The organism is Piscinibacter sp., assembly GCF_047600445.1.
In the GTDB taxonomy this organism is placed as follows: Bacteria; Pseudomonadota; Gammaproteobacteria; order Burkholderiales; family Burkholderiaceae_C; genus Piscinibacter.
Genome location: NZ_JASGKT010000002.1, coordinates 2394158 through 2419295, shown reverse-complemented (window position 1 = coordinate 2419295; position 25138 = coordinate 2394158). Strand labels below are relative to the sequence as shown.

Below are 25138 nucleotides of genomic sequence, written 5' to 3'. Positions count from 1 at the left end.
TGCCGTTCATGCCGTTCATGCCGCTCATGCGCCCACGCCGAAGAACAGGTCTTCGAGCGAGGGCTCGATCACCTGGATGTCCCGCACCCGCGCGCCCAGCGCCGCGAGCGCGGCCAGCGCCGCCATCTTGGCCTCGCGCGGGCAGTCGGCGCGCAGCTCGTCGCCCTGCGCCTGCACGCCGGCCAGCGGCAGCGCAGCGAGCGCCGCGCGCAGCGCGGGCAGTTCGCTCTCGGCCGCCTGCACGCGCAGCCGCAAGGGCAGCGAGACGCGCTCGCGCAGCGCCTGCACGCTGCCGAGCGCGCGCACGCGGCCGGCAGCGAGGATCGCCAGGCGATCGACGCGCTCCTGCAGCTCGGCGAGGATGTGCGAGGTGATGACGATGGTGGTGCCCTCGTCGCGCAACTGGCGCAGCGTGGCGTAGAAGTCGCGGATCGCCTCGGGGTCGAGGCCGTTGGTCGGCTCGTCGAGGAACAGCACCCGCGGCCTGCCCAGCAGCGCCTGCGCGAAACCCAGGCGCTGGCGCATGCCCTTGCTGTACTCGCGCACCGGCCGCGCGCCGGCGCCGTCCAGGCCGACGCGCCGCAGCGCCGCTTCACAATCGGCGCGCGGCGCGCCCTTGAGCCGGGCGAAGAAGCGCAGCGTCTCCAGGCCGTCGAGGTTGTCGTACAGCACCACGTTCTCGGGCAGGTAGCCGATGCCGCGGCGCACCGCGCGAAAGCCGCGCCCGGTGACCGGCGCGCCCTGGACGCGGATCTCGCCGGCGCTCGGCGCGACGAGGCCGAGCATCATCTTGAACAGCGTGCTCTTGCCCGCGCCGTTGTGGCCGATCAGGCCGAACACCTCGCCGCGATGCACGTCGAGGTCGACGCCGTCGACCGCGTGCACCGCGCCGTAGTGCTTGGCCACCCCACGCAAGCGAACCGCAGATTCGCGTTCCGCGACGTCATCGAGCGGCCGCCGCGGATCCGGCTCCGCCGGGCCGGTGGCAGCGCCCCCCAGGGGGGCGTCATCCAGGGAAGTGCTTGCCACGCCACTCGCTCCAGTCGGGTCGCGCCGGTTTCATGCGCGGGTTGGGGTCGACCACGCTGGGCACGCGCAGCAGCGGGAACTGGCGGCTCACCAGGCGCAGCGCCTGCACCGCGGGGCTGGCCAGCAGCAGCTTGACGGCCGGGTGGCGCCACACGAGGCGGTCGACCAGGTCGTTGGCCTCGTAGGGAACGTCGCCGCGGCCGTCGCCGTCGCGGTCCCAGCCGGCGTAGTTGCTCCAGTGGTTGCCGGCCTCGCGGCCCCAGGTCTCGTCGCGAGCGCCGACGTAGCGCACCTGCTCGCGGTTGCCGATGAAGTCGTTGCGCTCGACGCGGTTGCGCGTCGAGCCGGCCGACAGGTGCACGCCGACGCGGTTGTCGATCACCAGGTTGCCGGTCAGCGCGATGTACTCCACGTCGTAGATGAAGAAGCCGCGGTTGTTGCCGGCCACCACGTTGTTCTCGATCACCGAGTCCTGCATCGTGCGCAGCATGATGCCGTGGTCGCTGTTGCCCCAGGCGCGGTTGTTGCGCACCACCTGGTCGCGCACTTCCATCAGCGCCAGGCCGCCGCGGTTGTGGTAGCTGTCGTTGTCCTCCCACAGGTTGTGATACGAGTTCATGTAGTGCGTGCCGTAGCGGCTGTGGTGCAGCCGGTTGGCGCGGAACACCGCCTTGTGCGACACGTCGACGTACAGCGCGTCGCGCACGAAGGCGATGCGGTTGCCCTCGATGCGCGCGCCGTTGGTGTTGTAGAGCTGCACGCCGTTGCCGCGCTGCGAGGAGTTCAGCTCGCGCTTGCCGGTGATGTTGTTGCGCAGCACCTGCACGTCGTCGGCCTTCTCGATCCACAGGCCGAACAGCGCGTAGGCGATGTCGCAGTCGCGCACCACCGCGCGGTGCGCGCCGGGGCGGATGTAGACGCCGGCGTTCTGCGCGCCGAGGTCGGCGCCCGAGTCGCGCACGATCAGGCCCTCGATCGTCACGTCGGGCGACTCGACGCGGATGGTGTCGCCCTCGTTGCCGCCGCTGAGCGTGGGCCGCCCGACGCCGCGCAGCGTCAGCGGCTTGGTGATCAGCAGGTTGGCGCGGTACAGGCCGCGCTGCACCAGCACGGTGTCGCCGCCGGCCGCGCGGTCGATGGCGGCCTGCACGTCCTCGCCGGGCCGCACCGTCCAGGTGGCGGCCTGCGCGGCGCCGGCGGCGCAGGCGAGCAGGGCCGGGAGGGCCCAGAGGGCCGGCAGGAAGCGCTTCATGCCTGCACCAGCCCCAGCGCCTTCAGCGCCAGGAACAGCGCGGCACCGATCAGCAGGTTCTTGAAGCCGACGTAGCAGATCATGTCCATCGGGCTGGCGACGCGGTAGGTGCGCCCCCACCACGGCCCGTCCTTCACGTAGCGCTTGCCGCCCAGGCGCACCAGCACCTCGTAGACGCTCCAGCCGAACCACCAGCCGATCACCGCGCCCGATTCCAGCCGGCCGAGCGCGGCCAGCACCCACACGATGGTGGCGGCCGCGGCGATCGCGAAGCCGGCCGATTGCCACAGGCGCTGCTGCGCGAGGCCGGCGCGGCTCCAGGGCCAGACGTGGTCCCAGGCCTCGGCGGCCAGCCACGCGGCCAGGCCGGCGCGCTGCCCGTAGGAGGGCAGGGCCGGATCGGTGGGCAGGCGGGGGTCGACCATGATGGTTCGCTCAGGCGCGCGGCGCGGCGGTATCCGCGGGCACCGGAATGATGGGAATGTAGTAACCGTCGCGCCCGATCGGCGTGAGCGGCTGGCCGGCGCGCTCGCGGCGCTTGCGCTCCTGCGCCAGCGGCGGGCAGGCGTGCTCGTCGGTGTACAGGATCATGCAGTCCAGGCAGTGCAGGCACTCGCGGTGGTCGATGCGGCCGTCGTCGTCGATGGCCTGCGAGCCGCAGCCCTTCTGGCAGGCGTGGCAGCTGCTGCACTCCTGCTTGCGGCGCAGGCCGAACCAGCGGAAGGTCGAGGGCATCGCCAGCGAGGCGCCGAGCGGGCACAGGTACTTGCAGAACGGCCGCTCGGTGAAGATCGACAGCGCCAGCAGCCCGGCGGCGAAGGCCGTGTAGGGCCAGGCGCGCTGGCCCCAGCCGACCAGGAAGGTGGTCTTGAACGGCTCGACCTCGGCGAGCATCTCGGCCAGGCCCATCGAGAACATCGACACCGCGAGCAGGCCGAAGAACACCGCGTACTTCACCCACTTCAGGCGGTCGTGCCAGCGCCGCGGCAGCAGGAACTGGAAGCGCTTGAGCCCCACCGCGCCGCCGATCTTGTAGAGCAGTTCGGAGAGCGAGCCGAACGGGCACAGCCAGCCGCAGAACAGGCCGCGCCCCCACACGAACACCGTGACGATGATGAAGATCCAGAACAGGAAGATGAACGGGTCGCTGAGGAACAGCTCCCAGGTCCACTTGAACAGCAGCGAGTGGAACCAGGTCAGCACCTGCGTGATCGAGGGCTGCGCCAGCACGCCGAAGCCGACGAAGGCGATGCTCAGCACCCAGGCCGAATACTTGAAGGCGTTCACCGGCCACTTGTTCTTGCGCGTGGACAGGCGCGTCAGCCGCTCGCGCAGCGCGTAGACCACGCCGACGGCCACCAGCAGCGCCGCGAACAGCGCGATCTGCGGCGCGCGCGCCTTCCACACCTTGAGCCAGGTGGGGTCGGGCTTGATCAGCGCCGGCCGGCCGCCTTCGAGGTAGCGCGCCTGCACCCAGTACTCGTCGCTGAAGCTGACGAAGTCGCGGTGGCCGCTGACGCGGTCGAGCTTGTTGGCGAGGAACACCAGGCTCCACGGGTAGGCCGCGCTGAAGCCGGGGTCGCGCACGATGAAGATCGCCGACTCCTTGTAGGCCGGCGAGCCCGCGGCGGACAGGCCGTACAGGTTCAGGTAGTCGAGGTCGCGGAAGGTGTAGGCGTCCATGTCCTGGGCCACCTGCACGCGGTCGTAGATGCCGCCGCGAACGAAGCCCGAGCCCTTGAACGAATCGCTGCCGTTGGCGACGATGAAGATCGCGTGCTCGCCCGGCGCCAGGCGCGACATCAGCGAGTCGTAGCCGGCGTCGCCGAGCAGGCTCCTGCCCACCGCAGGGGTGTTCAGGTAGCCGTAGTGCATGTCGATGTAGGGCTCGGCGGCGCGCTCCATGCCGAGCTGCTCGGGCCGCACCGTCAGGCGCCGCACGCTGCCCTCGGCCACGAGCTGGGCCCAGCTCAGCTTGTCGTTCGCCGCCGCGAAGCGCGCCTGCGGCTTGGGCTCGACCCGGAGGATGCCGACCTGGCGCGCGATCGCCACGCCGGAGCGCATGATCACCTGGTTCTGCGCGATCACCGTCACGGTGGCGCCGGTGATGGCGTCCAGGCCGATGTAGCCCTCGCCCTCGCGCGACTTGCCGATCTCGATCTTGTCGCCGACGAACTTGCCGAGGTACTGGCCGATGAACCTGGTCAGCACGCTCTCCGGGATGCCCAGCAGCAGGATGGGCTCGCTGTGGCGCAGGATGCGCGTGCCGGTGATCAGGCCCTTGGTGTCCATGCCGATCAGCGTCACCACCGGCTTGCCGGAGTAGGCCGGGATGTCGACGATGTCGGTGGACAGGAAGACGTAGCCGAGCAGCGTGCGCTGCGCGCCCTCGCTCTGGTAGGCCTCGACGTAGGGCGGCTTGCCCTTGCGCGGCGAGAAGCTGTCGGCGCCCGGCATCACCTCCTTGCACGGCACGAAGGCGCACAGTTCGGGCGAAGTCTGCAGCTCGACGGGCAGCGGCGCCTCGTAGGCGGTCTGGGCGCGCGCCGCCGGCATCGCGAGGGCGACGAGCAGCAGCACGCACAGCGCGCGGATCAGCGACGACATGGACGGAAGGGTTGCAGGCAGCCGCCGCGCGACCCGGGATGGAGCCGCGCGGCGCGCCACCTCAGGCCTCGACGACGATGCGGCTGCGCATCTCCAGGTGCAGCGCATGGCAGAAGTGCGTGCAATAGGCCCAGAACACGCCGGGCTTGTCGGCGACGAAGCTCACCGACGCCGTCTCCAGCGGGTTGACGATGAAGTTGATGTTGTATTTCGGGATCGCGAAGCCGTGCGTCAGATCCTCCACCTTGTCGAGGTTGGTCAGGATGATCGTGACCTCGTCGCCCTTCTTCAGCTTGATCTCGGTCATGCTGAAGGCCGGCGCCTGGCTGGTCAGGCGCACCGTCACCTTCTTGCCGTTGCGCGTGATGCCGCCGTCCTTCGGGTCCTTCACGGCCAGCGGGAAGTCGTCCAGGCTGTACACCTGCTTCGGGCGCAGCAGGTCGCGCTTGAAGAAGATGAAGTCGTGCGGCTCGCCGCGCACCGGGTGGTCGGCGATCAGCTTCATCTTCTCGCCCGAGATGTCGATGATCTGCTCGTTCTCGGCGTGCAGCGGGCCGACCGGCAGGAAGCGGTCCTTCGAGAACTTGCAGCCCACCGCCAGCCACTTGCCGTCGGCGTTCCTGGTCTCGCTCTGCGAGGCGTTGATGTGGCCCGGCTGGTAGTGCACGTCGAGGCGGTCGACCACGTACTTGGCGTTCTTGTCGCCGGCGGTGAACTTGATCGCCGCGTCGATGTTCCACTTCACCACCTGGCTGTCGAGGAACAGCGTGGTGTAGGCGTTGCCGCGGCCGTCGAAGGCGGTGTGCAGCGGGCCCAGGCCGATCTCGACCTCGGCGGCGATGGCCTGGTCGATCTTCTCGAGCTTGCCGTCGAACCAGTCGAGCACCTTGGCGAGTTCGATCACCGTCGCGGTCGGCGAGAGCTTGCCGGCGCAGATGAAGTACTTGCCGTCCGGCGAGGCGTTCACGCCGTGCGGGTTCTTGGGCACGCTGACGACGGCCACCAGCGCGGTCTTCGGGTCGGTGTTGCTCTTGCGCGTGGCGTCGACCACCGGCACCTTGCTGTCGCCGTAGGTGGTGAACCTGCCGGCCTTGACGGCCTCCTCGATGCGCGCGATGTTGAAGAAGATGCAGGCGTCGCGCTCGGCCGACATCATGTCGGGGTAGGTGATGCCGTTCTCGGTGTTGTACTGGTTGCTGGCGGCGAGCTTGCCGTCGTAGGAGGAGGCCACCAGGTCGCAGTTGCCGTCGATCAGCGCCTGCCAGCGCACTTCCATCGTCTCGGCGTCGATGCAGCTGAACAGCGAGCGGTACTTCTCGGGGTTGTTCGCGTCCTTGCCGTCGTTGGGCAGCGGAATGGCGAACTCGCCGCCGCAGAACACGCGCGTGGTGTAGTTGATCTTCTCGTCGACCGGGTCGCGCTTGTCGGGGAAGATGCCGTGGAAGCCCTGGACGTTGGGGATCTCGGTGATCTTGTCGCAGAGGAAGTAGTCCAGGCGCATGCGCGCGATGCGGCTGTTGATCTTGTCGTTCACCCAGGCGTAGCGGCCGTCGTAGTCGCCGTCCTTGTAGGAGGCGTGCACGTGGTGCGTGTCGCCGACGGTGTAGCGCAGCGAGCCGTCGGGCTTGGTGCCCATCACCTTCTTCGACTCGTTGGTGATGCCCCAGCCGACCAGCGCGTCGGGCACGAAGCAGGGAATGCGCAGCAGCTCGCGGCCCGACGGGATGCCCAGCACGCGCACGTCGCCGGTGTGGCCGCCGCTCCACAGGCCGTAGTAGGTGTCCAGCTCGCCGGGCTTCGGATGCACGCCGGCGGCGGCGCCGTGGTCGGCGGCGGGTGCGGCTGCAGGCGCGGCGGCGGGTGCCGCTTCGCCCTTTTCCTTGCTGTCGGTGCAGGCGGCGACGCCGAAGGTCAGGCCGGCCAGCGCGGCGCTGTTGATGAAGCGGCGACGGCCCAGGCCGTCGGGGGTGTTGCTGGTACTGCTCTTGTCGTCGGACATGATCACTCCTCTCGGGGGATGGGCTCAGTGAAAAATCGGTGGCCCGCGCGCCGGCGGCAAGCCGCTGACGCGCGTGGATTCGGGCAAGGGGGCGAGGGTGGCCGCGCCGTCGGCGACGGCCACCGGATCGGGCGGCGCCGGCGGCGGCGCGCCCATCAGGCTGGAGGGCGCGCACTGCGCGCAGTCGTCGGCGTGCGACGCGTGGTGGCCGTCCGCGTCGGTGGCGACCAGCTCGAGGTGGCCGCTGGCGCTGCACACCACCTGCAAGCCGCCGGGCTGCAGCAGCGGCGCGGCCCAGGCCGCGCCCCAGGCCATCAGCACGCAGGCCAGCACCCAGCGCCGCAAGGTGGCTGTGCGCGAGGTGTGCAGCGGCGGGGCGAGGGACATGGCGGGTCGGCAGTGGGCTCGAACGCTGCGCATCCTTCCCATCCGTTCATGCCGCGGCCTTGAAGTGGTTCAAGAATCGCGGAATCGGAATCGATCTCGCGCAGCGGCTTGATCTGCCGCCAAGCCGGCGCATCCGGCGCTCGCGCGGCGCGCCCGCCCGGTTCACACTGCGGCGCCATGAAGTACCTCCTTGCCCTTTCGACGGTCGCCGCGGCGATCGCCCTGTCCGCCTGCGGCAAGCAGGAGCCCGCCGCGCCCGCCGCCGCGCCGGCCCCTGCGGCTGCGCCCGCACCCGCGCCCGCGCCCGCGCCGAGCGAGGCAGCGGCCCCGGCAGTGGCCGCCGCGCCGGCGGCAGACAACGCCGCCGGCAAAGCGGCCTACAACAAGGTCTGCGCGCTGTGCCATGCGGCCGGCGTGGCCGGCGCGCCCAAGCCGGGCGACAAGGCCGAGTGGGGCCCGCGCATCGCGCAGGGCCAGGACGTGCTGTACAAGCACGCGATCGAAGGCTTCATCGGCGCCAAGGGCCAGATGCCGGCGCGCGGCGGCAGCCAGCTCGGCGACGACGAGTTGAAGGCCGCCGTGGACTACATGGTCGGCGCTTCGCGTTGAGCGCCGCGTCGAGCCGTGCGATGAACACGCCGCGAGCCTGGCCCGATGCGGCACGCCGCCGCGCCGCTGCGCTGGCCGGCCTGACGCTGTGCGCCGCGGCCTGGCCGCGTGCGCTGCGCGCCGCCGACGCGCGCGCCGGGCGCGTGCGCGCCACGCGCGAGCTGATGGGCACACGCGTCGACCTGATCGCCGAAGGCGGCGACACGGCCGCGCTCGACGCCGCCATCGCCCATGCCTACGACGTGATGGCGCGCCAGGCGGCGCTGATGAGCCACTACAGCGCCACGAGCGGCGCCGCCGCGATCGGCCTGGCCGCCGGCCTGCAGCCGGTGAAGAGCGCGCCCGAGCTGATGGCCGTGCTGCAACAGGCACAGGCGGTGTCGCGGCGCAGCGGCGGCGCGTTCGACGCCACCGTCGGCAGCGCCGGGCGCTGGCACTTCGACCCGCTGCAACCGCGTCGCCCCTCGGACGACGAAGTGGCGCGCGGCCTGCCGCTGGTGAACTGGCGCGACCTGCTGCTCGACGAGCGCGCCGGCACCGCGCTGCTGCGCCGCCGCGGCATGCGGCTCGACCTGGGCGGCATCGCCAAGCTGCCGATCCTCGACGCCGGACTGCGGGCGCTGCGCGACGCGGGCGTCGAGCGCGCGCTCGTCAACGGCGGCGGCGACGTGCTGGCCATCGCGCGCGACGACCAGCCGGCCTGGCGCATCGGCGTGCGCGATCCGCGCCGGCCCGAACGGGTGCTGGGCGTGCTGGCGCTGCGGCGCGGCGTGCTGGCGTCCTCGGGCGACTACCTGCGCTGCTTCGAGCAGGGCGGGCGGCGCCTGCACCACATCATCGACCCGCGCAGCGGCCAGCCCAGCCAGGGCGCGCACGGCGTGACGCTGCTGGCCGAGCGGGTGCAAGACGTCAACGGCTTCGGCGCCGCCGCGATGGTGATGAACGACAACGCCGCGCGCACGCTGTTCGAGCTGATGCCGGGCGTGCGCGCGCTGATCGCGCGCCGCGACGGCAGCCTGTGGACCTCGCCCGGCTTGCCGCTGCAAGCCGCGCTGGGCGCCGAAGGGCTGCCGCTCGCCAGCGGTTGACCCCCCGTTCGCCCTGAGCTTGTCGAAGGGCCTGGCGTTGCACGCCCGGGGCTTCGACGAGCTCAGCCCGAACGGCATCCCTGCAAGCGGACTCAAGCCCCGAACCAGCGGCCCATCAGCTCGTGCGTGATCTCGCGCACGGTCTGCATGCCGCGCGTGGTCGGCAGCCAGGCCATCGGCGTGTTCAGCATCGTGTTCATCACGTCCACCGGCGCCGTCTCGAAGACGATGCCGCTGTCGGCGCCGACCTCCTGGAAGGCGCGCAGCGCGCGCGGCAGGTGGCGCTGGTGCGACACCAGCAGCACGCGCCGTATGCCCTGCTCCTTGAGCAGCGCGACGCTGTAGATCGCGTTCTCGCGCGTGTCGCGCGAGCGCTCCTCGGCCCATTTCAGCGGCCGGCCGAACTCCTGCTGCGCGATGCGCGCGGCGATCTGCGCCTCGGGGGTGGTGACCGAGCTGCCCAGCGCCCAGCCCACGCCGCCGCTGTAGCCCAGCGGCGCGCCGGTCTCGCGCGAGAGCCAGACGCCGTAGCGCAGCCGCTCGACCGAGTTGGGCGTCAGGTTGCTGACGCCGTACTCGGGCGCGAACGGCCGGCCGCCGCCGCCCAGCACCAGGATGGCCACCGGCTCGCGCGCCTTGACGGCGGCGCGCCAGGCCTCGGCGCGCTCGGACGAAAACGCCGCCGGCGGGCGCAGCACGTAGTCCGACAGCACGCGCGCGAAGCCCATCGTGCTGGACAGCCACAGCAGCGCCGCGCCGCTGGCCACCAGCAGCCAGCCCCAGCCGCGGCGCGCGAACGCGACGCGCGTGCCGACCAGCATCAGCACGATGAAGGGCACCGGCGGCAGCAGCAGCGCGCCGATCTGGGGCTTCCAGGCCGCGAGGCCGAGCAGGGTGAGCAGGTCGTTCACGGTTTCGAAGGGCGGGGTCGGGCGGGGGCGATCGGCCATTGTGCAGGAGGGGTCTCGCGCCTCCTGGTGCAGACTTCACGCCCATGCCTATCACTTTGCCTTCCGCCCGTCGATTCCTGCGCACGGCCGCCATCGCCGTGCTCGCCCTGCTGGCGCTGTGGCTGCTGCTGTGGCTGGCGGTGCCGCCGATCCTGAAGTCGCAGGCGCAGCAGCGCCTGGGCGAACTGCTCGGCCGGCCGGTGGCCATCGGCGAAGTCGACTTCCGCCCCTGGAGCCTGGAGCTGACGCTGCGCGAGCTTGACATCGCCGGCCCGCCCGGCGCCGAACGGCCGCTGCTGCACGCCGGGCGCGCCTACGCCGATGCCGACATCGCCTCGCTGTGGCGGCGCGCGCCGGTGCTGGCGGCGCTGGAAGTCGACGGCCTGCGCATCAACCTGACGCACCTCGCGCCGGGCCGCTACGACATCGACGACCTGCTGGCGCGCTTCGCGCCCGACCCGGCGGCCAAGCCGTCCGAGCCAGCGCGCTTCGCGCTGTTCAACCTGCGCCTGGACGACGCGGCGATCCGCTTCGACGACCGCCCGGCCGGGCGCGTGCACACCGTCGATTCCTTGCGGCTCGCGCTGCCCTTCGTCTCCAACCTGCCGGCGCTGGTGGACGTGACGGTGCAGCCGCACCTGGCGTTCCGCCTCGACGGCGCGGCCTTCGACAGCGGCGCCTCGGCCCTGCCTTTCGCCGAGCGGCGGCGCGGCGAGCTGCGCCTGAAGGTGGCCGACCTCGACCTGTCGCGCTACGCCGTCTACCTGCCCGCGACGCTGCCGCTGCGCCTGCAGCGCGGCCGGCTGGCCGCGGACCTGGCGCTGCGTTTCGAGCAGCGCGACGACGGCGTGCCGGCGCTGGCGCTCAGCGGCAGCAGCGCGCTGAAGGACGTCGCGCTGGCCGACCCCAACGGCGCGCCGCTGCTGGCCTGGACGCAGTTGCAGATCGACGCCAGCGACGTGCAGCCGCTGATGCGACGCGTCGCGCTCGCGGCGGTGCGGCTGGACGGTGCGCAACTGGACCTGGCGCGCGACGCCGCCGGCCGGCTGAATCTGCCGCAGGCGCCGCGCGGCGAGGCGGCGGCGTCCGCCCCGGCGGCAACCCCCACCGGCCCGGCCTGGCAGGCGAGCATCGAGCGGCTGGACGTGGACGGCGCGCGTGTGCGCTGGAACGACGCCGCGGTGCGCCCGGCGGCGGCCTTGCAACTGGAAGCGCTGCGCCTGCGCGGCGAGAAGCTGGCCTGGCCGGCGAGCGCGGCCATGCCGCTGTCGCTCGACGCCACGCTGCGCGGGCAGCGCGATGCGGCGCCGCCGGCGGGCAAACTCGCCGTGCAGGCGCGTGTGGCCGAGACGAGTGCCGAGGGCAGCATCAGCCTCGACGGCCTGGCGCTGGCCGAGTTGGCGCCGTATTTGGCGGACGTGCTGCGCCCGCGCCTGGAGGGGCGGGCGGGGCTGAAAAGCCGTTTCGAGTGGAGCGGCGACGCCGCCGCGCCCAAACAGACGCTGTGGCTCGATGAACTGGCGCTCGACGAGCTGAAGCTCGGCGGCGAGCTGTCGCTGCGCCGCCTCGCGCTGGCCTCGGCGCAGGTCGACCTGCTGGCGCGCCAGGCCGAGCTGGGCAAGCTGACGCTGGACCGCCCGACCGTCGAGCTGGCGCGCGACGAGCACGGCCGCTGGAACCTCGCATCGCTGCGGGTGGCCGGCGACGCGCCGCCGCCGCCCGAGGCGGGCCGCGCCGAGGCGCCGTGGAAGCTGCGCCTGGCGGCGCTGCAGCTCGACGGCGGACGTGTGCGGCTGGCCGACCGCTTTGCCGCCGGCCGCGCCGCCGAGACGCCGCTGCGCGTCGAGGCGAGCGCGCTGCGCCTGCGCCTGGACGACTTCGCCTGGCCCTCGGGCAAGGGCGTGGCGCCGGCGCGCATGCAGCTCTCGGCGCGTGTCGGCGAGGCCGGGCGCATCGACTGGAGCGGCCGCGTCGCGCCCGAGCCGCTGCTGGTGGCCGGGCGGCTGCGCATCGAGCAGTTTCCGGTGCATGCCTTCGAGGCCTACTTCGCCGACCGGATGCCGTTTGCGCTGCTGCGCGCCGACGCCGGCTGGCAGGGCGGCGTGGACGTGCGCCAGTCCGCCGCCGGCTGGACGGTGCAGGCCAGCGGCGACGCGCGCCTGGCCGACCTGCGCCTGCACACCCGCGACGCGCGCGGCGGCGACGGCGACGAACTGCTGAGCTGGCAGCGCTTCACGCTCGACGGCGTGCGCTTCGCGATGGCGCCGCAGGCCACGCCGCAGCTCGACATCCGCGAGGCGGCGCTGAACGACTTCTTCGCGCGGCTGGTGGTCACCGAGCAGGGCCGGCTCAACCTCAGCGCCGCGGCGGCGCCGGCGGAGGCGGCATCGGCGCCGCCGGCCGAAGCCGCCGCCTCCGCGGCCAGCGCACCCGCCGCCGCGGCGTCGGCGCCCACCGGCCGGGCGCTGCCGATCGCGCTCTCGGTCGGCGGCGTCAAGCTCGGCAACGGCCGCATCGACTTCGCCGACCATTTCGTCCGCCCCAACTACAGCGCCCAGCTCACCGAGCTGAACGGCACGCTCGGCGCGTTCCGCTCCGGCTCGCCCGAGATGGCGGCGCTGGAGCTGCGCGGGCGCGCCGCCGGCACCGCGCTGCTCGACGTGCGCGGCGCGCTGAACCCGACCGCCGACCCGCTGGCGCTGGACATCCAGGCCAAGGCCACCGACCTCGAACTCGCGCCGCTGTCGCCCTACGCCGGCAAGTACGCCGGCTACGCCATCGAACGCGGCAAGCTGAGCATGGAGGTCGCCTACAAGATCGCGCCCGACGGCAAGCTCGAGGCGCGCAACCAGCTCATCCTCAACCAGCTCACCTTCGGCGACAAGGTCGATTCGCCCGACGCGACCAAGCTGCCGGTGCTGCTGGCCGTCGCGCTGCTGAAAGACCGCAACGGCGTGATCGACCTGGACCTGCCGATCAGCGGCTCGATCAACGACCCGCAGTTCAGCGTCGTCGGCATCGTCTTCAAGCTGATCGGCAACCTGCTCGCCAAGGCGCTGACCGCGCCCTTCGCGCTGCTGGCCGGCGGGGGCGGCGAAGACCTCAGCGTGGTCGAGTTCCGGCCCGGCACCGCGCTGGTCGGCGAGGCCGGCCGCGCGACGCTCGACAAGGTGGCCAAGGCGCTGGCCGAGCGCGGCGCGCTGAAGCTGACCGTCACCGGCAGCGCCGACCCCGCCGGCGAGCGCGAGGCCTGGCAGCGCGCGACGCTGCAGGCGCGGCTGGTCGCCGAGCGGCGCCGCGAGATGCTGCGCGCGGGCGCCCCGGCCGCCGAGGCCGACGCGCTGCGCACGCTCGACGAGGCGACGCGCCTGCGCGTGCTGAAGGACGTCTACCGCCGCGCCGAGCTGCCCGACAAGCCGCGCAACGCGCTCGGCTTCGCGCGCGACATCCCGCCGGCCGAGATGGCGGCGCTGCTCGAACGCCACATCGACGCCGGCCCCGACGCGATGCGCGAGCTGGCCTTGCAGCGCGGTCTGGCGGTGCGCGACGCGCTGCTCGCCGCCGGCCTGCCCGGCGAGCGTGTGTTCCTCGCCGCGCCCAGGCTGGGCGGCGAGGGCGACGACAAGGGCGCGGCGCGCGCGCAGTTGTCGCTGTCGACGAAGTGACGTTCAGCGCTGGCGCAGGTAGCGGTACACCGTGGTGCGCGAGATGCCCAGGCTGCGCGAGGTGCGGCTGACGCTGCGGCCGCAGCGCTCGAACTCGTCGACCACGCGCTCGAAGGCGCCGCGCGCCAGCGCCGAACGGGTCTCGGGCGAGGCGGCGGCCAGCGGCAGCACGCGCTGAACGTCGGCGATGTCGAGCGCGCCGGGCGGGCAGGCCAGCAGCGCGCGCGTCAGCACCGCGCGCAGCTCGCGCATGTTGCCGCTCCAGTCGTGGCGCGCCAGCCAGGCGATCGCGGCCTCGCTCAGCGTGGCGTCGCGCCGCACCTCTTCGAGCACGCAGCGCGCCACCGCCGCGAAATCGCTGCGCGCGCGCAGCGGCGGCAGTTCGACGCGCACGGTGGCCAGCCGGTGCAGCAGGTCGGCGCGGAAGCGCCGCTCGCGCACGGCCTGCTCCAGGTCGACGTGCGTGGCGGCGAGCAGTTGCACGTCGACGCGCCGCGCGGCGGTGCCGCCGATTGGGCGCACGCGCCAGTCGTCGAGCAGGCGCAGCAGCGCGGCCTGCATCGCCAGCGGCAGCTCGCCGATCTCGTCGAGCAGCAGCGTGCCGCCGTCGGCGCTGGCGATCATCCCGGCGCTGCCCTCGCGGCGCGCGCCGGTGAAGGCGCCGCCGACGTAGCCGAACAGCTCGGCCTCGAACAGCTCGGCCGGCAGCGCGCCGCAGTTCACCGCGACGAAGGCGCCGCCGCGCCCGCTGGCGCGGTGCGCATGGCGCGCCAGCAGCTCCTTGCCGGTGCCGGTTTCGCCGAGGATCAAGAGCGGCGCGTTCAGGCGCAGCGCCGCGGCCACGGTGTCGAGCGCGGCGCGCACCGCCGCATCGTCGGCGACGAAGTCGGCCACCAGGCGCGAGGAGCGCGCGGTCGGGGCGGGCGAGGGCGCGGGTGCGGGTTCCGCCACCGGCGCGGCGGCGCGCGGGGCATGCGGCAGCGCCGCGCGCGGCATGGCGCGCGCCGGCGCCTGCACGCAGCTGGCCACCAGCTCGCTGCCCAGCGCGTCGCGCAGGCGCCGCTCGCCGCCGCTGTGCAGCCCGGCGACGAAAAGTTCGTAAGGCGCGTCGAACAACTGCTCGAAGGGCGTGCCCGGGTTCACGTCCAGCCCGCTGAGCAGGTCGCGCGCGCGGGCGTTGAAGGCCAGCAGCCGGCCGCCGGCGTCGAAGGCGAGCAGCCCGGCGCTGAGCGTGCCGAGGAACTCGGCGCGCGGGTGTACCGCCAGCACCAGCCGCTCGCGCATCTGGTAGAGCAGCAACTGCTTCTCGATGTGCGTGCACGACATCTGCACCAGCGCCTGCGTGTGGCGCTGGCGCGATTCGAAGTACGAGGAGGCGTCGAGCGCGCCCACCACCTGCCCGTAGGCGTCGCGGATCGGCGCGGCGGTGCAGGAGATGTCGCCGTACTTGAAGAGGTAGTGCTCCAGTCCGTTGACCGCCACCGGCCGCCCGGTGGCCAGCGCGGTGCCCAGGCCGTTGGTGCCGGCCAGCGATTCGGCCCACAGGCTGCCGGTGATCAGGTCGCTGGCCGAGCCGCTGGTCAGGAAACGGTTGTCGGCGTACTGGTCGAGCAGCACGCCCTCGGGGTCGGCGAAGGCGAGCATGAAGTTCGAGCCGGCGATCTGGTGGGTGAGCGTCTCCAGCTCGGCCAGCGCGAGGCGGCGCACCACCTCGGCCTGCTCGCGGCGGCGCGCCAGGTCGGCCGACTCGACCACGCGGATCGGCCGGTTCGACGCCAGGTCGAGCCCGGCGCGGCTGCAGCGCACCCAGCTATCGAGGATCTCCGGCGGCGGCAGCCCGCCGGGCGGCAGCGCGGCGCCGCGCGAACGCACGGCCATCGCGTGCGCCAGCGCACGTTCCTCGTTCGGTCCCATGACTCGTCTCCTGTGCGGCCGCGGTGCATGCCGGCGGCCGTCGCTGATGGCTTGAGGTGGCGCAAGTTAACAAACCGCCCCGCGTGCCGCAAGTGACCAGTTCCTGCACAGCGGCGCGGTGCAGTTGGCGTGCTGCTGCACAGATCGCGCGCCTGCCCGCCCGGGCGGGCGCAGGGCGGCCGGTCCGCCGCATGAGGGTCTGCCCGCAGTGGCATGGCCGTTGCAGTCCACCTGCCGCCGCGCACGCCGTGCGACGGCCATCGATGAAGACCACACAAGACGCAGGAGACAAACATGCCCCGTTCGACGATCGGTCCCGCCCTCGTGTCGCTGGCCGCCGCCGCGTGCCTCGCCGCGCCGGCGCAGGCCCAGCCCAACATCGAGAAGCTCAAGCAGATGAAGGTCGCCACCACCGACCTGAACATTCCGCTGGTGCCGCAGGAGGGCCGCAACGCCGCGGCGATCCGCGAGAACCTCAAGCGCATCAAGCTGCCGCCCGGCTTCAGGATCGACCTGTTCGCGGTGGTGCCCGACGCGCGCCACATGGCCGTCGCGCCGAGCACGAACATGCTGTTCGTCGGCACGCGCAAGACCACCGTGTGGGCCGTCACCGACCGCAACTCCGACGGCATCGCCGACGAGGTGAAGTCCTTCGCGCCGAGCCTGAAGTTCACCAACCCGAACGGCGTGTGCTGGACCAGGGACGGCTTCCTGATCGTCGTCGAGCACAACCGCGTGCTGAACTTCCCGGCCGCCGAGTTCTTCTACGAAGGCCCCGACGTCGCGGTGGCCGAGGTGGTGGGCCAGGGCAAGCTGGTGCCGCCGGAGGAGGAGTCGTACAACCACGGCGCGCGCACCTGCCGCGTCAGCGACGACGGCAAGCTCTACGTCACGCTCGGCCAGCCCTACAACGTGCAGCCCAAGGACAAGGTGGCGCTGTACGAGCAGCTCGGCATCGGCGGCATGGTGCGCATGGACCCGTTCGACGGCTCCAAGCGCGAGGTGGTGGCGCGCGGCGTGCGCAACTCGGTGGGCATGGACATCAACCCGAAGGACAAGACCGTCTGGTTCACCGACAACCAGACCGACGGCATGGGCGACGACACGCCCCCCGGCGAGCTGAACCGCATCACCAAGGCGGGCGGCGAGCACTTCGGCTATCCGTACATCCACGGCAACAACGTGCAGATCGCCGGCACCGCGGCCGCGCCCGACCTGAAGGACATGAAGCCGCCCGCGCAGTGGACCAAGCCGCAGGTGGAATTCCCGGCGCACCAGGCGCAGCTCGGCATGACCTTCTACAACGGCAGGATGTTCCCGGCGGCGTACCAGGGCGGCATCTTCGTCGCCGCGCACGGCTCGTGGAACCGCACCAAGGCCAGCGGAGGCCTGGTGAACTTCGTCTCGCTGAAGGCCGACGGCACGGCCGACAAGAGCACGGTGTTCGCCGAAGGCTGGCTCGACGGCGAGACCGGCACCTACCGCGGCCGCCCGGTCGACGTGGCGGTGATGAAGGACGGCTCGCTGCTGGTGTCGGACGACTACGCCGGCGCGATCTACCGCATCACCTACGCGGCTCCGTGAGGGGCGGGCTGCGGGCTATGCTGCTGGTGTTGCCGGTCGGGGCCGCGCTGGTGACGAGCGCGGCGCAGGCCGGCGACGCCGCGGCGGGGCGGCAGAAGGCGGCGCAGGCGTGCGCCGTCTGCCACGGCGCCAACGGCCTGGCCGTGGCGCCGGAGACGCCCAACCTGGCCGGCGAGCCCGAGGGCTACATCGCCCGGCAGTTGCGCGCCTTTCGCAGCGGCAAGCGCCAGCACGAGGTGATGGGGGTGATCGCCAAGGGCCTGAGCGACGAGGAGATCGACGACCTCGCGGCGTGGTTCAACTCGATCAGGCTGACGGCGACGCTGCCGTGAGGCCGAGCCCGGCGCGCGCCAGCGACTCGCGGGCGCGCGCCAGGTCGACCAGCGCACCCTGGCGCTGCGCCAGCTCGACGGCGCGCGTGAGCAGGGCTCGGCCGCGACCGGCGTGCCCGTCGAGCAGGGCCAGCGTGCCGTTGAAGCGCGCATGCAGCGAGGCCGCCGGCGGAAAGCGGCGCACATGCGCATCGAGCGCATGCTGCAATGCCACGGCCGCGTCGGCCAGCGGCGATGCCGCTTCGCCGCGCAGGTTCAGCAGCACCTCGGCCAGGCCCGCCAGCCCCTCGTGCGCCCAGAAGCCGAACAGGCGCGAGCGCGCGGCCGCGGCGGCGCCGGCGCGCACGGCCTGCGCGGCCGCTGCGCCGTCGCCGCGCCGCCAGGCCAGCCGCGCCGCGAGGCCGTGGCGGCGCAGCACGTAGGCGGCGTCGACGTTCTCCATCTCGAACAGCAGTTGCGCGGCGCGTTCGAACAGCGCTTGCAACTGCGTGTCGTCCAGCGTGCCCAGGCACAGGCCGGCCTCGCACTGGCCGATCGGCCCCCAGGCGCGCCACGATTCGCCCGGGCGCTGCAGCGCCAGCTCGCTCATCTGCGCGAAGCGCTCCCAGGCCTCGGGCAATCGGCCTTCGTAGAACGCCAGCTTGGCGGCCAGCGAACGTGCTTCCATCTCCTGCCGGCCGGCACGCAGATGCTGCCATTGCACGACCAGCACATCGAGTTCGGCGGCGACGCCGTCCCACGCGCCCAGCGCGATGCGCAGCGCGCAGCGGCCGCTGCCGAGCAGCGCCGCCAGGCGCGGCTCGTGCGGCTGCGCCGGCGCGCGCCCTTGCAGCACCGGCCGCGCGAGCCGGCGCGCCAGCGCGGCGCGACCCAGGCTGGCGGCGCCCCATCCGGCGTTGAGCTGGCGCAGCGAGGCCGGCGCCTGCGCGGCCTGGCCGGCGGCCGCGGCCAGCGCGCCGAAACGCAGCGCCAGCGCCGGCTCGGGCAGGAAGCTGAAGGCGTTGGCGGCGAGCGTGCTCGCCCACACCAACTGCGTGCCGAAGGCCTCGCGCGCGGGGCCGGGCGGCGGCCAGTCGAGGTGCCGGCGCAATCGCAGGGCGGCGCGCAGCACGTCGCGCCAGCGGGTACCGTCGTCGGCCAGGTCGGGCAACCCGAGCGCGACGAAAGCCTGCAGCCGCTCGCGCTGCGCCGCGGTGGCCGCGCCGTCGCCGTCGAGCAGCTCGGCGCGCCGCATCCGCCAGCCGGCGACGCGCCAGCGCGGCAGATCGACGCGCTGCAAGGCGGTGGCGACCAATGCCGCGGCTTCGCTCTGGCGGCCGGCGCGCTGCAGCAGCGCGGCGGCGGCGTCGATCCAGCGCGCCAGCGCGTCGGGCGAGGCATCGGCGACGAGCTGCTGCGCGGCGGCGGCCAGCAGCGGCGGTGAGGCCGCGGCGGCGTCGGTCGGCAGCGCAGCGGGCAGGCGCTCGCCCAGCCAGGAGAGCACGCCGCGCATTACCTCGGCCGCCGGCGCGGCGTCGGCGCGGCGGCGCAGCCAGGCCTGCTGCAGCGTGTGCATGGTCCAGCGGCCTGCGCCGCCATGGCCGTCATGGCCCTCGTCGCAGCGCAGCCAGCCGTTCTCGCGCAGGCTGGCCAGTGCCTCGGGCGGCGCGCCGGCGGCGCCGGCCAGCTCGGCGTCGAAGGCGGCGGGCAACTGCGCGAGGCGCAATGCGGCGCGGCGCGCGGGCGCGGCCAGCAGCGTCCACGAATCCTCCATCACCGCATCGAGGCTGCGGTGGCGGTCGTGCGCGGCGCGGTCGGCGTCGCCCAGCGGCGCGCCGGCGGCGAGGCGCTCGGCGACGGCGCGCGTGCCGGCCGCGTAGACCCCGCGCGCGGCCATCTCCAGCGCCAGCGGAAGCCCGCCGGCCAGCGCGCAGATGCGCTCGACGGCCTCGCCCTCGGCGGCGCCGTCGAAGCCCGGCAGCAGCCGCCGCGCCGCGGCGCAGAACAGCAGTGCGGCGGGCGAGGAGGCGGGCTGTTGCGCATCGCCGCGCGCGAGCGACAGGCCATCGAGTTCGAGCAGCCACTCGCGCCCGCCGCCGACGCGCCGGCGCGAGGTGGCGAGCACCGCCACACCCGGCGCCTGCGCGCGCAGCAGCGGCTCGAAGCGCTCCGCTGCCGGCACCGTCTCGAGGTTGTCGAGCACCAGCAGCAGCGCGCCCGGCGCAAGCCGGTCGGCGCCGGTGCGCGAGAGCACCTGCTGCTGCAGCGTCTGCGCGTCGCGCAGCGCGCCGCCGGCGTCGTCCAGCCCGCTGAGCAGCAGCACGCCGTGGCGCCACTGCGCGGCCGAGGCCGCGGCAGCGGCGCGCGCCAGCCGCGTCTTGCCGACACCGCCCGGGCCCACGATCGTCAACCAGCGGCAGGCCGGGTCGGCCAGGCGCTGCGCGATCAGCGCCAGTTCGGCGCTGCGGCCGAACAGCGGCGTGGTGTCGGCCACGTCGGCGGGAGCCGCAGCCGGCGCCGGCGCAGCGGCCGACGCCTCGGCGTGAATGCCCACGTACAAGGCATAACAGGCCGCCGAGGGCCGCGCGCCGAGCCGTTGCAGCAGCGCGGCCTTGCAGGCTTCGTACTGCGCGATCGCGGCGCTGCGCCGGCCGCGCGCGGCGAGCAGGTGCATCAGCGCCATGTGCGCGTTCTCGTCGGCGTCGTCGACGTCGAGCAGCGCGCGGGCGTGTTCGATCGCTTCGTCCGCGCGGCCGGCGGCGTCGGCGCGCGCCAGCAGGTCGTGGCGCAGCGCGAGGATGTCGGCACGCGCGCGCTGTCGCGTGGCGGCGAGCCAGTCCTCGAAACCTTCGGCGCCGCCGCCGATCTCGAAGCCGTCGAGCAGCGGCCCGCGCCAGGCGGCCGCGGCGGCGACGCGCTGCGCCTGCGGCAGCGCCGCGTCGAGGGCCTGGCGCAGTGCGCGCAGGTCGACTTCCAGCGCCGCCGGGTCGGCCAGGCTCACCTCGTGTGCATCCACCGCCAGCACGCCGGGCAGCCAGCGGCGCAGCCGCGACAGCGCGCCGCGCAGGTTGCCGCGCGCCGCGGCTTCGTCGATTTCGCTCCACAACAGCGTGGCCAGCCGCGCACGCGGCCAGGGCCGGTCTTCGGCGGCGAGCAGGTACAGCAGCGCCTGCTGTTTGGGGGCGAGCAGGCGCGTCAGCGCCTGGCCATCGAGTTCGATGCGGCCCTGGCCGAGCAGATGGATGCGCAAAGCCTGCAACCGGCACTCCCGATGCGATCACGCGCGAAACACGCGGGATACACGCTGCAAACACGCCCGCCGGCCAGGCTGCCGGCAGGTCGTCGCCCGAGATTCTGCGGCGCCCGCCACCCCGCTTCAACCGAAGGAGACCACCGCGATGAACACCATACCCTCGCCGCGCGGGCGCGCCATCGTCATCGGCGCCAGCCTCGCCGGATTGCTGGCCGCGCGCGTGCTGGCCGAACGTTTTGCCGACGTGGTGCTGCTCGAACGCGACGAACTGCCAGAGCGCGCCGCGCCGCGCAAGGGCACGCCGCACGCGCTGCAGCCGCACGGCCTGCTGGCGCGCGGGCGCCAGGTGCTGGAGGCGCTGTTCCCCGGCCTCGCCGACGCGCTGGTGGCGCGAGGCGCGCTGGCCGGCGACATCGGCACCGCGGCGGCGGTCGATGCCAACGGCGAGCGCTTCGCGCGCCGCAGCGCCGGCGTCGACGGGCTGGCGGTCAGCCGGCTTGCGCTCGAAGCCGAGCTGCGCCGGCGCGTGCGCGCGCTGGCCGGCGTTTGCATCGTCGAGGACGCCGAGGTGGAGGCGCTGCTGCACGACCGCGGCCGCGTCGCCGGCGTGCGCTGGCGGCCGCGCGACGGCGGGACAGCGCAGTCGCTGGCCGGCACACTGGTGGTCGACTGTTCGGGGCGCGGCTCGCACGGCCCGCTCTGGCTGCGCGACGGGGGCTATGACGCGCCGCCCGAGGAACGCGTGACCATCGGCCTGGCCTATACCAGCGCGGTGTTCCGCCGCGACAGCGCCGCGCCGCCGTTGGCGGTGGTGATCGGCTGCGCGACGCCGGCGCTGCCGCGGCCCTCGATCCTGATCGCGATGGAGCCCGACGACGAGGGCCGCGAGCGCTGGATCGCCGGCGTCGGCGGCTACGCGGGCGACCACGTCGAGCCGACGCTGGAAGCGATGGCGCAGCGTGCGCAGGCGATCGGGCACGCCGAGATCGAAGCGCTGGCGCTGCGCGGCGAGGCCATCGCCGCGCCGGCGCGCTACGCCTTCGCGCACAGCCAGCGCTGGCGCTACGAGCGGCTGCGGCGATTGCCTGCCGGCTTCGTGGCGCTGGGCGACGCGCTGGCCAGCTTCAACCCGGTCTATGGCCAGGGCATGACGGTGGCGGCCTGCGAGGCGCTGGCGCTGCGCGACGCACTGGCGCGCGGCGATGCAGGCGATGCCCGCCTGCCCAGGCGCTTCTTCGCGGCCGCGGCGCGCATCGTCGATGCGCCGTGGCAGCTCGCCGTCGGCGCCGACCTCGCGCTGCCCGGCGTGGGCGGCGCGCGGCCCTGGCCGGCGCGGCTGATCGGCCGCCACGTCGCGCGCGTGCAGCGCGCCGCGGTGCACGACGCCGATGTCGCGCTCGCCTTCGTCAAGGTGATGCACCTGCTCGCGCCGCCGCACAGCCTGTTCGCGCCGGCGATCGTGCGGCGCGTGTGGCGGACCCTGCCTGCCGGGAGCGCAACATGAACGGCACCCTCCACCGACTGTTTGCAGCGCTGCTGATCCTTGCGCTCGCCGCCTGCGGCGGCGGCAGCGACGATGCACCGGCAAGCACCATCGACGCGGCCGGCGGCACGGTTGCCGGGCCGGGCGGCGCGCAGGTGGTGATTCCGCCCGGCGCGCTCACCGCCGCGACGCTGATCGCCATCACCCAAAGCGCCGCCGGCGCGCCCGCGCTGCCTGCCGGCGTGGCGGCCTTCGGACCGATGTTCGCCCTCACGCCGCACGGCACCACGTTCAGCGTGCCGGCCACGCTGACGCTGCCCTTCGACGCCGCCGCAGTGCCGGCCGGAGCCGTGCCCGCGCTGTACAAGACCGATGCCGACAACGAGTGGCGGCCGGTCGAAGGCGCCGTGTTCGGCACCGCCGGCGTCAGCGCGCCGATCACCGGCTTCTCGTTCGCGCAGGTGGTGATCCCGCCCTTGCAGCGCGGCGAGCCGCTGCGCGAATGGTCGTTCCGCGTGCTGCCGGGCAGCGGGCTCGGCGAGGTGATCGTCGACGGCGGCACGCTCGCCGCGGGCGACCTCGATGTGTTCCACAGCTTCGGCTCCAACCCTTTCGACGACGACGTCATCGGCCTGACGCAGACCCTGCCCGCCGACGGCGTCGCCGACGCCAACATCGCCTCCAGCGCCAGCGGCGTCACCTACCAGGTGTGGGCCGAAGCGCCGTTCGCGCGCCTGGGCGGACCCGACCCGATCGGCGGCGTGAGCCGGCTCAAGCAGACGCAGGGCTTCGTCAAGCGCGCGGCCGACGCGACGCTGAGCTTCACCGTCACGCGGGCCATCGTCGAGCTGGGCGACCTCAACCCCCACGTCAGCTCGAACAGCCTGTTCGTCAAGGGCAGCGTGCTGCTATCGGTGGGCGCCTACAAGGAGGCGGCGCCGGACTACTTCTTCTACAGCGCGGGTCACGCTTCGATCGCCGGCGACAACCAGCACTGGATCCCGTCGGCGATGGACGAGAGCTTCTCGCGCACGCCGCTGTGGAACCTGGAGCGCGACTTCGTCTTCGAGCCCGTCACCAGCCTGCTCGGCGGCTGCCTGGGCACGCATGCGCAGCTGGCGCTGAAACAGCCGCTGACGCGCCACATCGACCTGTCGTCGGTGGCCGTCGGCGAGACCTTCACGCTGCGCGTCGACGCCATCGCCACCGCGCTGAACCGCAAGGGCGGCGGCGGGTTGGGCGATTGCCAGGGCTCGTACGGGCGCGCCCTGCTGCGCGACCCGCAGGAAGCCGGCGGCACCGCGATCAGCTACGCCGGCCTGGAGCCGGTGGCGGTGTCGGCGCTGCCCGCGCCGCCCGAGCAGCCTCTGGCCGAACCGGCCGCCTGCGTGCCCGGACCGGGGCCCGATGCCGAGGCGGGCGTGCTCTCGTTCGAGGCTGCGGCTTTCAGCACCAGCGAAGCGGCCGGCGCCGAACCGGCGATCGTCGTCGTGCGCAGCGGCGGCAGCCGAGGCGCGGTGAGCGCCACGTTCGCCACCGCCGACGGCACGGCGCGCGCCGGCGTCGACTACCTGCCGCTGAGCGCGACGGTGTTCTTCGCCGACGGCGAACTCGGCCGCAAGAGCGTCGGCGTGGCGGTGCTGCCCGATCAACTCGACGGCCCGGACAAGACCGTGCAGCTCGCGCTGTCGCAGCCCGGCGGCTGCGCCGCGCTCGGCGCGCAGCGCAACGCCGTGCTGACCATCGGCGACGACGACGGCCCGCCGCCCCCGCCGCCGCCCACCGGGCTGGACCTCTCCTTCGGCAGCGACGGCAAGGCGAGCAGCGAAGGCTTCGGCGGCGCCGGCAGCGCGATGGCCTTGCAGCCCGACGGCCGCATCGTGATGGCCGGCGGCCGCCCGACGACCGGCTTCCGGCTCGCGCGCTTCGACGCCGACGGCCAGCCCGACGCGGGCTTCGGCAGCGCCGGCCGCGTCAGCACCGCGATGATCGAAGGCGACATCGTCGACAGCGCGGCACAGGCGGTCGCGATCCAGCCCGACGGCAAGATCGTCGTCGCGGGCTACGCCGCGAGCAGCGGCTTCCAGGCCGGCAACGAGCTGCCGCCGAGCTTCGCGCTGGCGCGCTACCACGCCGACGGCACGCTCGACGCGAGCTTCGGCACCGGCGGCAAGGTGGTCGGCAGCGTGCCCGGCAAGGCCTTCGCGCTGGCGCTGCAGCCCGACGGCCGCATCGTCGCCGCCGGCACCGACGCGAATGCCGTCGATCTGCTGAAGGTGGTGCGCTTTCATGCCGACGGCCGCCTCGACACGGGCTTCGGCATCGGCGGGCAGGTGACGACGAACGTCGTCGCGCTCGGCGACATCGCGCGCGAGCTGGCGCTGCAAGGCGACGGCGCGATCCTCGTCAGCGGCGACGACCGTGCCGACCCGGCGGCCGCGACGCCCATCACCTACCTGGTGCGCTACAGCGCCGCCGGCGTGCCCGACGCGGGCTTCGGCAGCGGCGGCATCGTGCGCCTGCCTGGCCGCCGCCTCGCCGACGGCCTGGCGCTGCAATCCGACGGCAGGATCGTGCTGGCCGGCAGCAGCGGCGCGGCGCCGGCCACGCAGTTCGCGCTGATGCGCCTGAACGCCGACGGCAGCATCGACGCCGGCTTCGGCAGCGGCGGCGTGGTGAACACGGCGCTCAACGCCAACGGCGGCGACGCAGTGCATGCGCTCGTAATCCAGCGCGACGGGCGCATCGTCGCCGCCGGCGTGAGCGGATCCATCAACCCGAACTTCGCGCTGGCGCGCTACCACGCCGACGGCACGCTGGACACCGGCTTCGGCAGCGGCGGGCTGGCAACGCTCGACTTCTTCGGTGCCGCCGACCGCGCCGAGGGCGTGGCGCTGCAAGGCGACGGCAGGATCGTGCTCGGCGGCGTGGCGCGCGGCAATGTCGACGGCTACGGGCTGGCGCGCTTTCATCCTTAGCGAAGTGGGCACGGCGGGCAGAATCGGCC

Annotated in this window: 14 protein-coding genes and 1 pseudogene; 7 read left to right on the top strand and 8 right to left on the bottom strand. The window is 73.6% G+C overall.

The window, feature by feature from the left end; genetic code table 11:
* Window positions 1-24: 24 nt before the first annotated feature.
* From QM792_RS15505 to QM792_RS15485, 5 genes and pseudogenes are all read right to left on the bottom strand, one after another.
* The gene (locus QM792_RS15505; protein ID WP_415151002.1) at window positions 25-906 is read right to left on the bottom strand and encodes an ABC transporter ATP-binding protein; all 882 of its coding nucleotides are present in this window, start codon (window positions 904-906) and stop codon (window positions 25-27) included.
* A 100-nt stretch (window positions 907-1006) separates the two neighbouring features.
* Entirely contained in the window at window positions 1007-2281 is a 1275-nt protein-coding gene (locus QM792_RS15500) for a nitrous oxide reductase family maturation protein NosD (RefSeq protein ID WP_415151001.1), read from the bottom strand.
* A pseudogene (locus tag QM792_RS15495) lies at window positions 2278-4888 on the bottom strand (4Fe-4S binding protein). The gene QM792_RS15500 and the pseudogene QM792_RS15495 overlap by 4 nt, the downstream one beginning before the upstream one ends.
* Window positions 4889-4949: 61 nt before the next feature.
* Window positions 4950-6887, bottom strand: a complete 1938-nt coding sequence (gene nosZ, locus QM792_RS15490; RefSeq protein ID WP_415151000.1) for a TAT-dependent nitrous-oxide reductase — start codon at window positions 6885-6887, stop codon at window positions 4950-4952.
* Window positions 6888-6911: 24 nt separating this feature from the next.
* Window positions 6912-7274, bottom strand: a complete 363-nt coding sequence (locus QM792_RS15485) for a DUF2946 domain-containing protein (protein WP_415150999.1) — start codon at window positions 7272-7274, stop codon at window positions 6912-6914.
* Between the two features lie 177 nt (window positions 7275-7451).
* On the opposite strand from QM792_RS15485, the gene QM792_RS15480 reads away from it, so the two are divergent.
* Together QM792_RS15480 and QM792_RS15475 are read left to right on the top strand one after the other, a co-directional pair.
* On the top strand, window positions 7452-7883 hold the full coding sequence (locus QM792_RS15480; RefSeq protein WP_415150998.1) for a c-type cytochrome: 432 nt from the start codon (window positions 7452-7454) through the stop codon (window positions 7881-7883).
* 20 nt (window positions 7884-7903) lie between these two features.
* Window positions 7904-8971 carry an FAD:protein FMN transferase gene (locus QM792_RS15475; protein WP_415150997.1) on the top strand — a complete coding sequence of 356 codons (1068 nt, stop codon included), beginning with the start codon at window positions 7904-7906 and terminating at the stop codon, window positions 8969-8971.
* A gap of 92 nt (window positions 8972-9063) precedes the next feature.
* Here the strand turns inward: QM792_RS15475 and QM792_RS15470 are convergent, their stop codons facing one another.
* A complete protein-coding gene (locus QM792_RS15470; RefSeq protein WP_415150996.1) occupies window positions 9064-9882 on the bottom strand; it encodes a YdcF family protein in 819 nt (272 codons plus the stop codon).
* An 83-nt stretch (window positions 9883-9965) separates the two neighbouring features.
* Here QM792_RS15470 and QM792_RS15465 point away from each other — a divergent pair, with 83 nt between their 5' ends.
* Window positions 9966-13586: a DUF748 domain-containing protein gene (locus QM792_RS15465; RefSeq protein ID WP_415150995.1), complete on the top strand. Its 3621-nt coding sequence runs from the start codon at window positions 9966-9968 to the stop codon at window positions 13584-13586.
* Between the two features lie 3 nt (window positions 13587-13589).
* On the opposite strand, the gene QM792_RS15460 is transcribed toward QM792_RS15465, so the two are convergent.
* On the bottom strand, window positions 13590-15500 hold the full coding sequence (locus QM792_RS15460; protein ID WP_415150994.1) for a sigma-54-dependent Fis family transcriptional regulator: 1911 nt from the start codon (window positions 15498-15500) through the stop codon (window positions 13590-13592).
* Between the two features lie 294 nt (window positions 15501-15794).
* Between QM792_RS15460 and QM792_RS15455 the strand changes: the two genes are divergently transcribed.
* Together QM792_RS15455 and QM792_RS15450 are read left to right on the top strand one after the other, a co-directional pair.
* Window positions 15795-17084, top strand: a complete 1290-nt coding sequence (locus tag QM792_RS15455) for a PQQ-dependent sugar dehydrogenase (protein ID WP_415150993.1) — start codon at window positions 15795-15797, stop codon at window positions 17082-17084.
* Between the two features lie 17 nt (window positions 17085-17101).
* The gene (locus QM792_RS15450; protein ID WP_415150992.1) at window positions 17102-17416 is read left to right on the top strand and encodes a c-type cytochrome; all 315 of its coding nucleotides are present in this window, start codon (window positions 17102-17104) and stop codon (window positions 17414-17416) included.
* Here the strand turns inward: QM792_RS15450 and QM792_RS15445 are convergent.
* Window positions 17391-20654, bottom strand: a complete 3264-nt coding sequence (locus QM792_RS15445; protein ID WP_415150991.1) for a BTAD domain-containing putative transcriptional regulator — start codon at window positions 20652-20654, stop codon at window positions 17391-17393. The genes QM792_RS15450 and QM792_RS15445 overlap by 26 nt on opposite strands.
* Before the next feature lie 139 nt (window positions 20655-20793).
* On the opposite strand from QM792_RS15445, the gene QM792_RS15440 reads away from it, so the two are divergent.
* Window positions 20794-22152: an FAD-dependent oxidoreductase gene (locus QM792_RS15440; RefSeq protein ID WP_415150990.1), complete on the top strand. Its 1359-nt coding sequence runs from the start codon at window positions 20794-20796 to the stop codon at window positions 22150-22152.
* Window positions 22149-25109, top strand: a complete 2961-nt coding sequence (locus QM792_RS15435) for a Calx-beta domain-containing protein (RefSeq protein ID WP_415150989.1) — start codon at window positions 22149-22151, stop codon at window positions 25107-25109. Before QM792_RS15440 ends, QM792_RS15435 begins: the two co-directional genes overlap by 4 nt.
* Window positions 25110-25138 lie beyond the last annotated feature (29 nt).

Excerpts from the sequence above, each read along its gene's own strand:
- QM792_RS15500 (WP_415151001.1), bottom strand. The coding sequence starts at position 2,281 with ATGAAGCGCTTCCTGCCGGCCCTCTGGGCCCTCCCGGCCCTGCTCGCC.
- nosZ (WP_415151000.1), bottom strand. The coding sequence starts at position 6,887 with ATGTCCGACGACAAGAGCAGTACCAGCAACACCCCCGACGGCCTGGGC.
- QM792_RS15485 (WP_415150999.1), bottom strand. The coding sequence starts at position 7,274 with ATGTCCCTCGCCCCGCCGCTGCACACCTCGCGCACAGCCACCTTGCGG.
- QM792_RS15480 (WP_415150998.1), top strand. The coding sequence starts at position 7,452 with ATGAAGTACCTCCTTGCCCTTTCGACGGTCGCCGCGGCGATCGCCCTG.
- QM792_RS15475 (WP_415150997.1), top strand. The coding sequence starts at position 7,904 with ATGAACACGCCGCGAGCCTGGCCCGATGCGGCACGCCGCCGCGCCGCT.
- QM792_RS15465 (WP_415150995.1), top strand. The coding sequence starts at position 9,966 with ATGCCTATCACTTTGCCTTCCGCCCGTCGATTCCTGCGCACGGCCGCC.
- QM792_RS15460 (WP_415150994.1), bottom strand. The coding sequence starts at position 15,500 with ATGGGACCGAACGAGGAACGTGCGCTGGCGCACGCGATGGCCGTGCGT.
- QM792_RS15455 (WP_415150993.1), top strand. The coding sequence starts at position 15,795 with ATGCCCCGTTCGACGATCGGTCCCGCCCTCGTGTCGCTGGCCGCCGCC.
- QM792_RS15450 (WP_415150992.1), top strand. The coding sequence starts at position 17,102 with ATGCTGCTGGTGTTGCCGGTCGGGGCCGCGCTGGTGACGAGCGCGGCG.
- QM792_RS15440 (WP_415150990.1), top strand. The coding sequence starts at position 20,794 with ATGAACACCATACCCTCGCCGCGCGGGCGCGCCATCGTCATCGGCGCC.
- QM792_RS15435 (WP_415150989.1), top strand. The coding sequence starts at position 22,149 with ATGAACGGCACCCTCCACCGACTGTTTGCAGCGCTGCTGATCCTTGCG.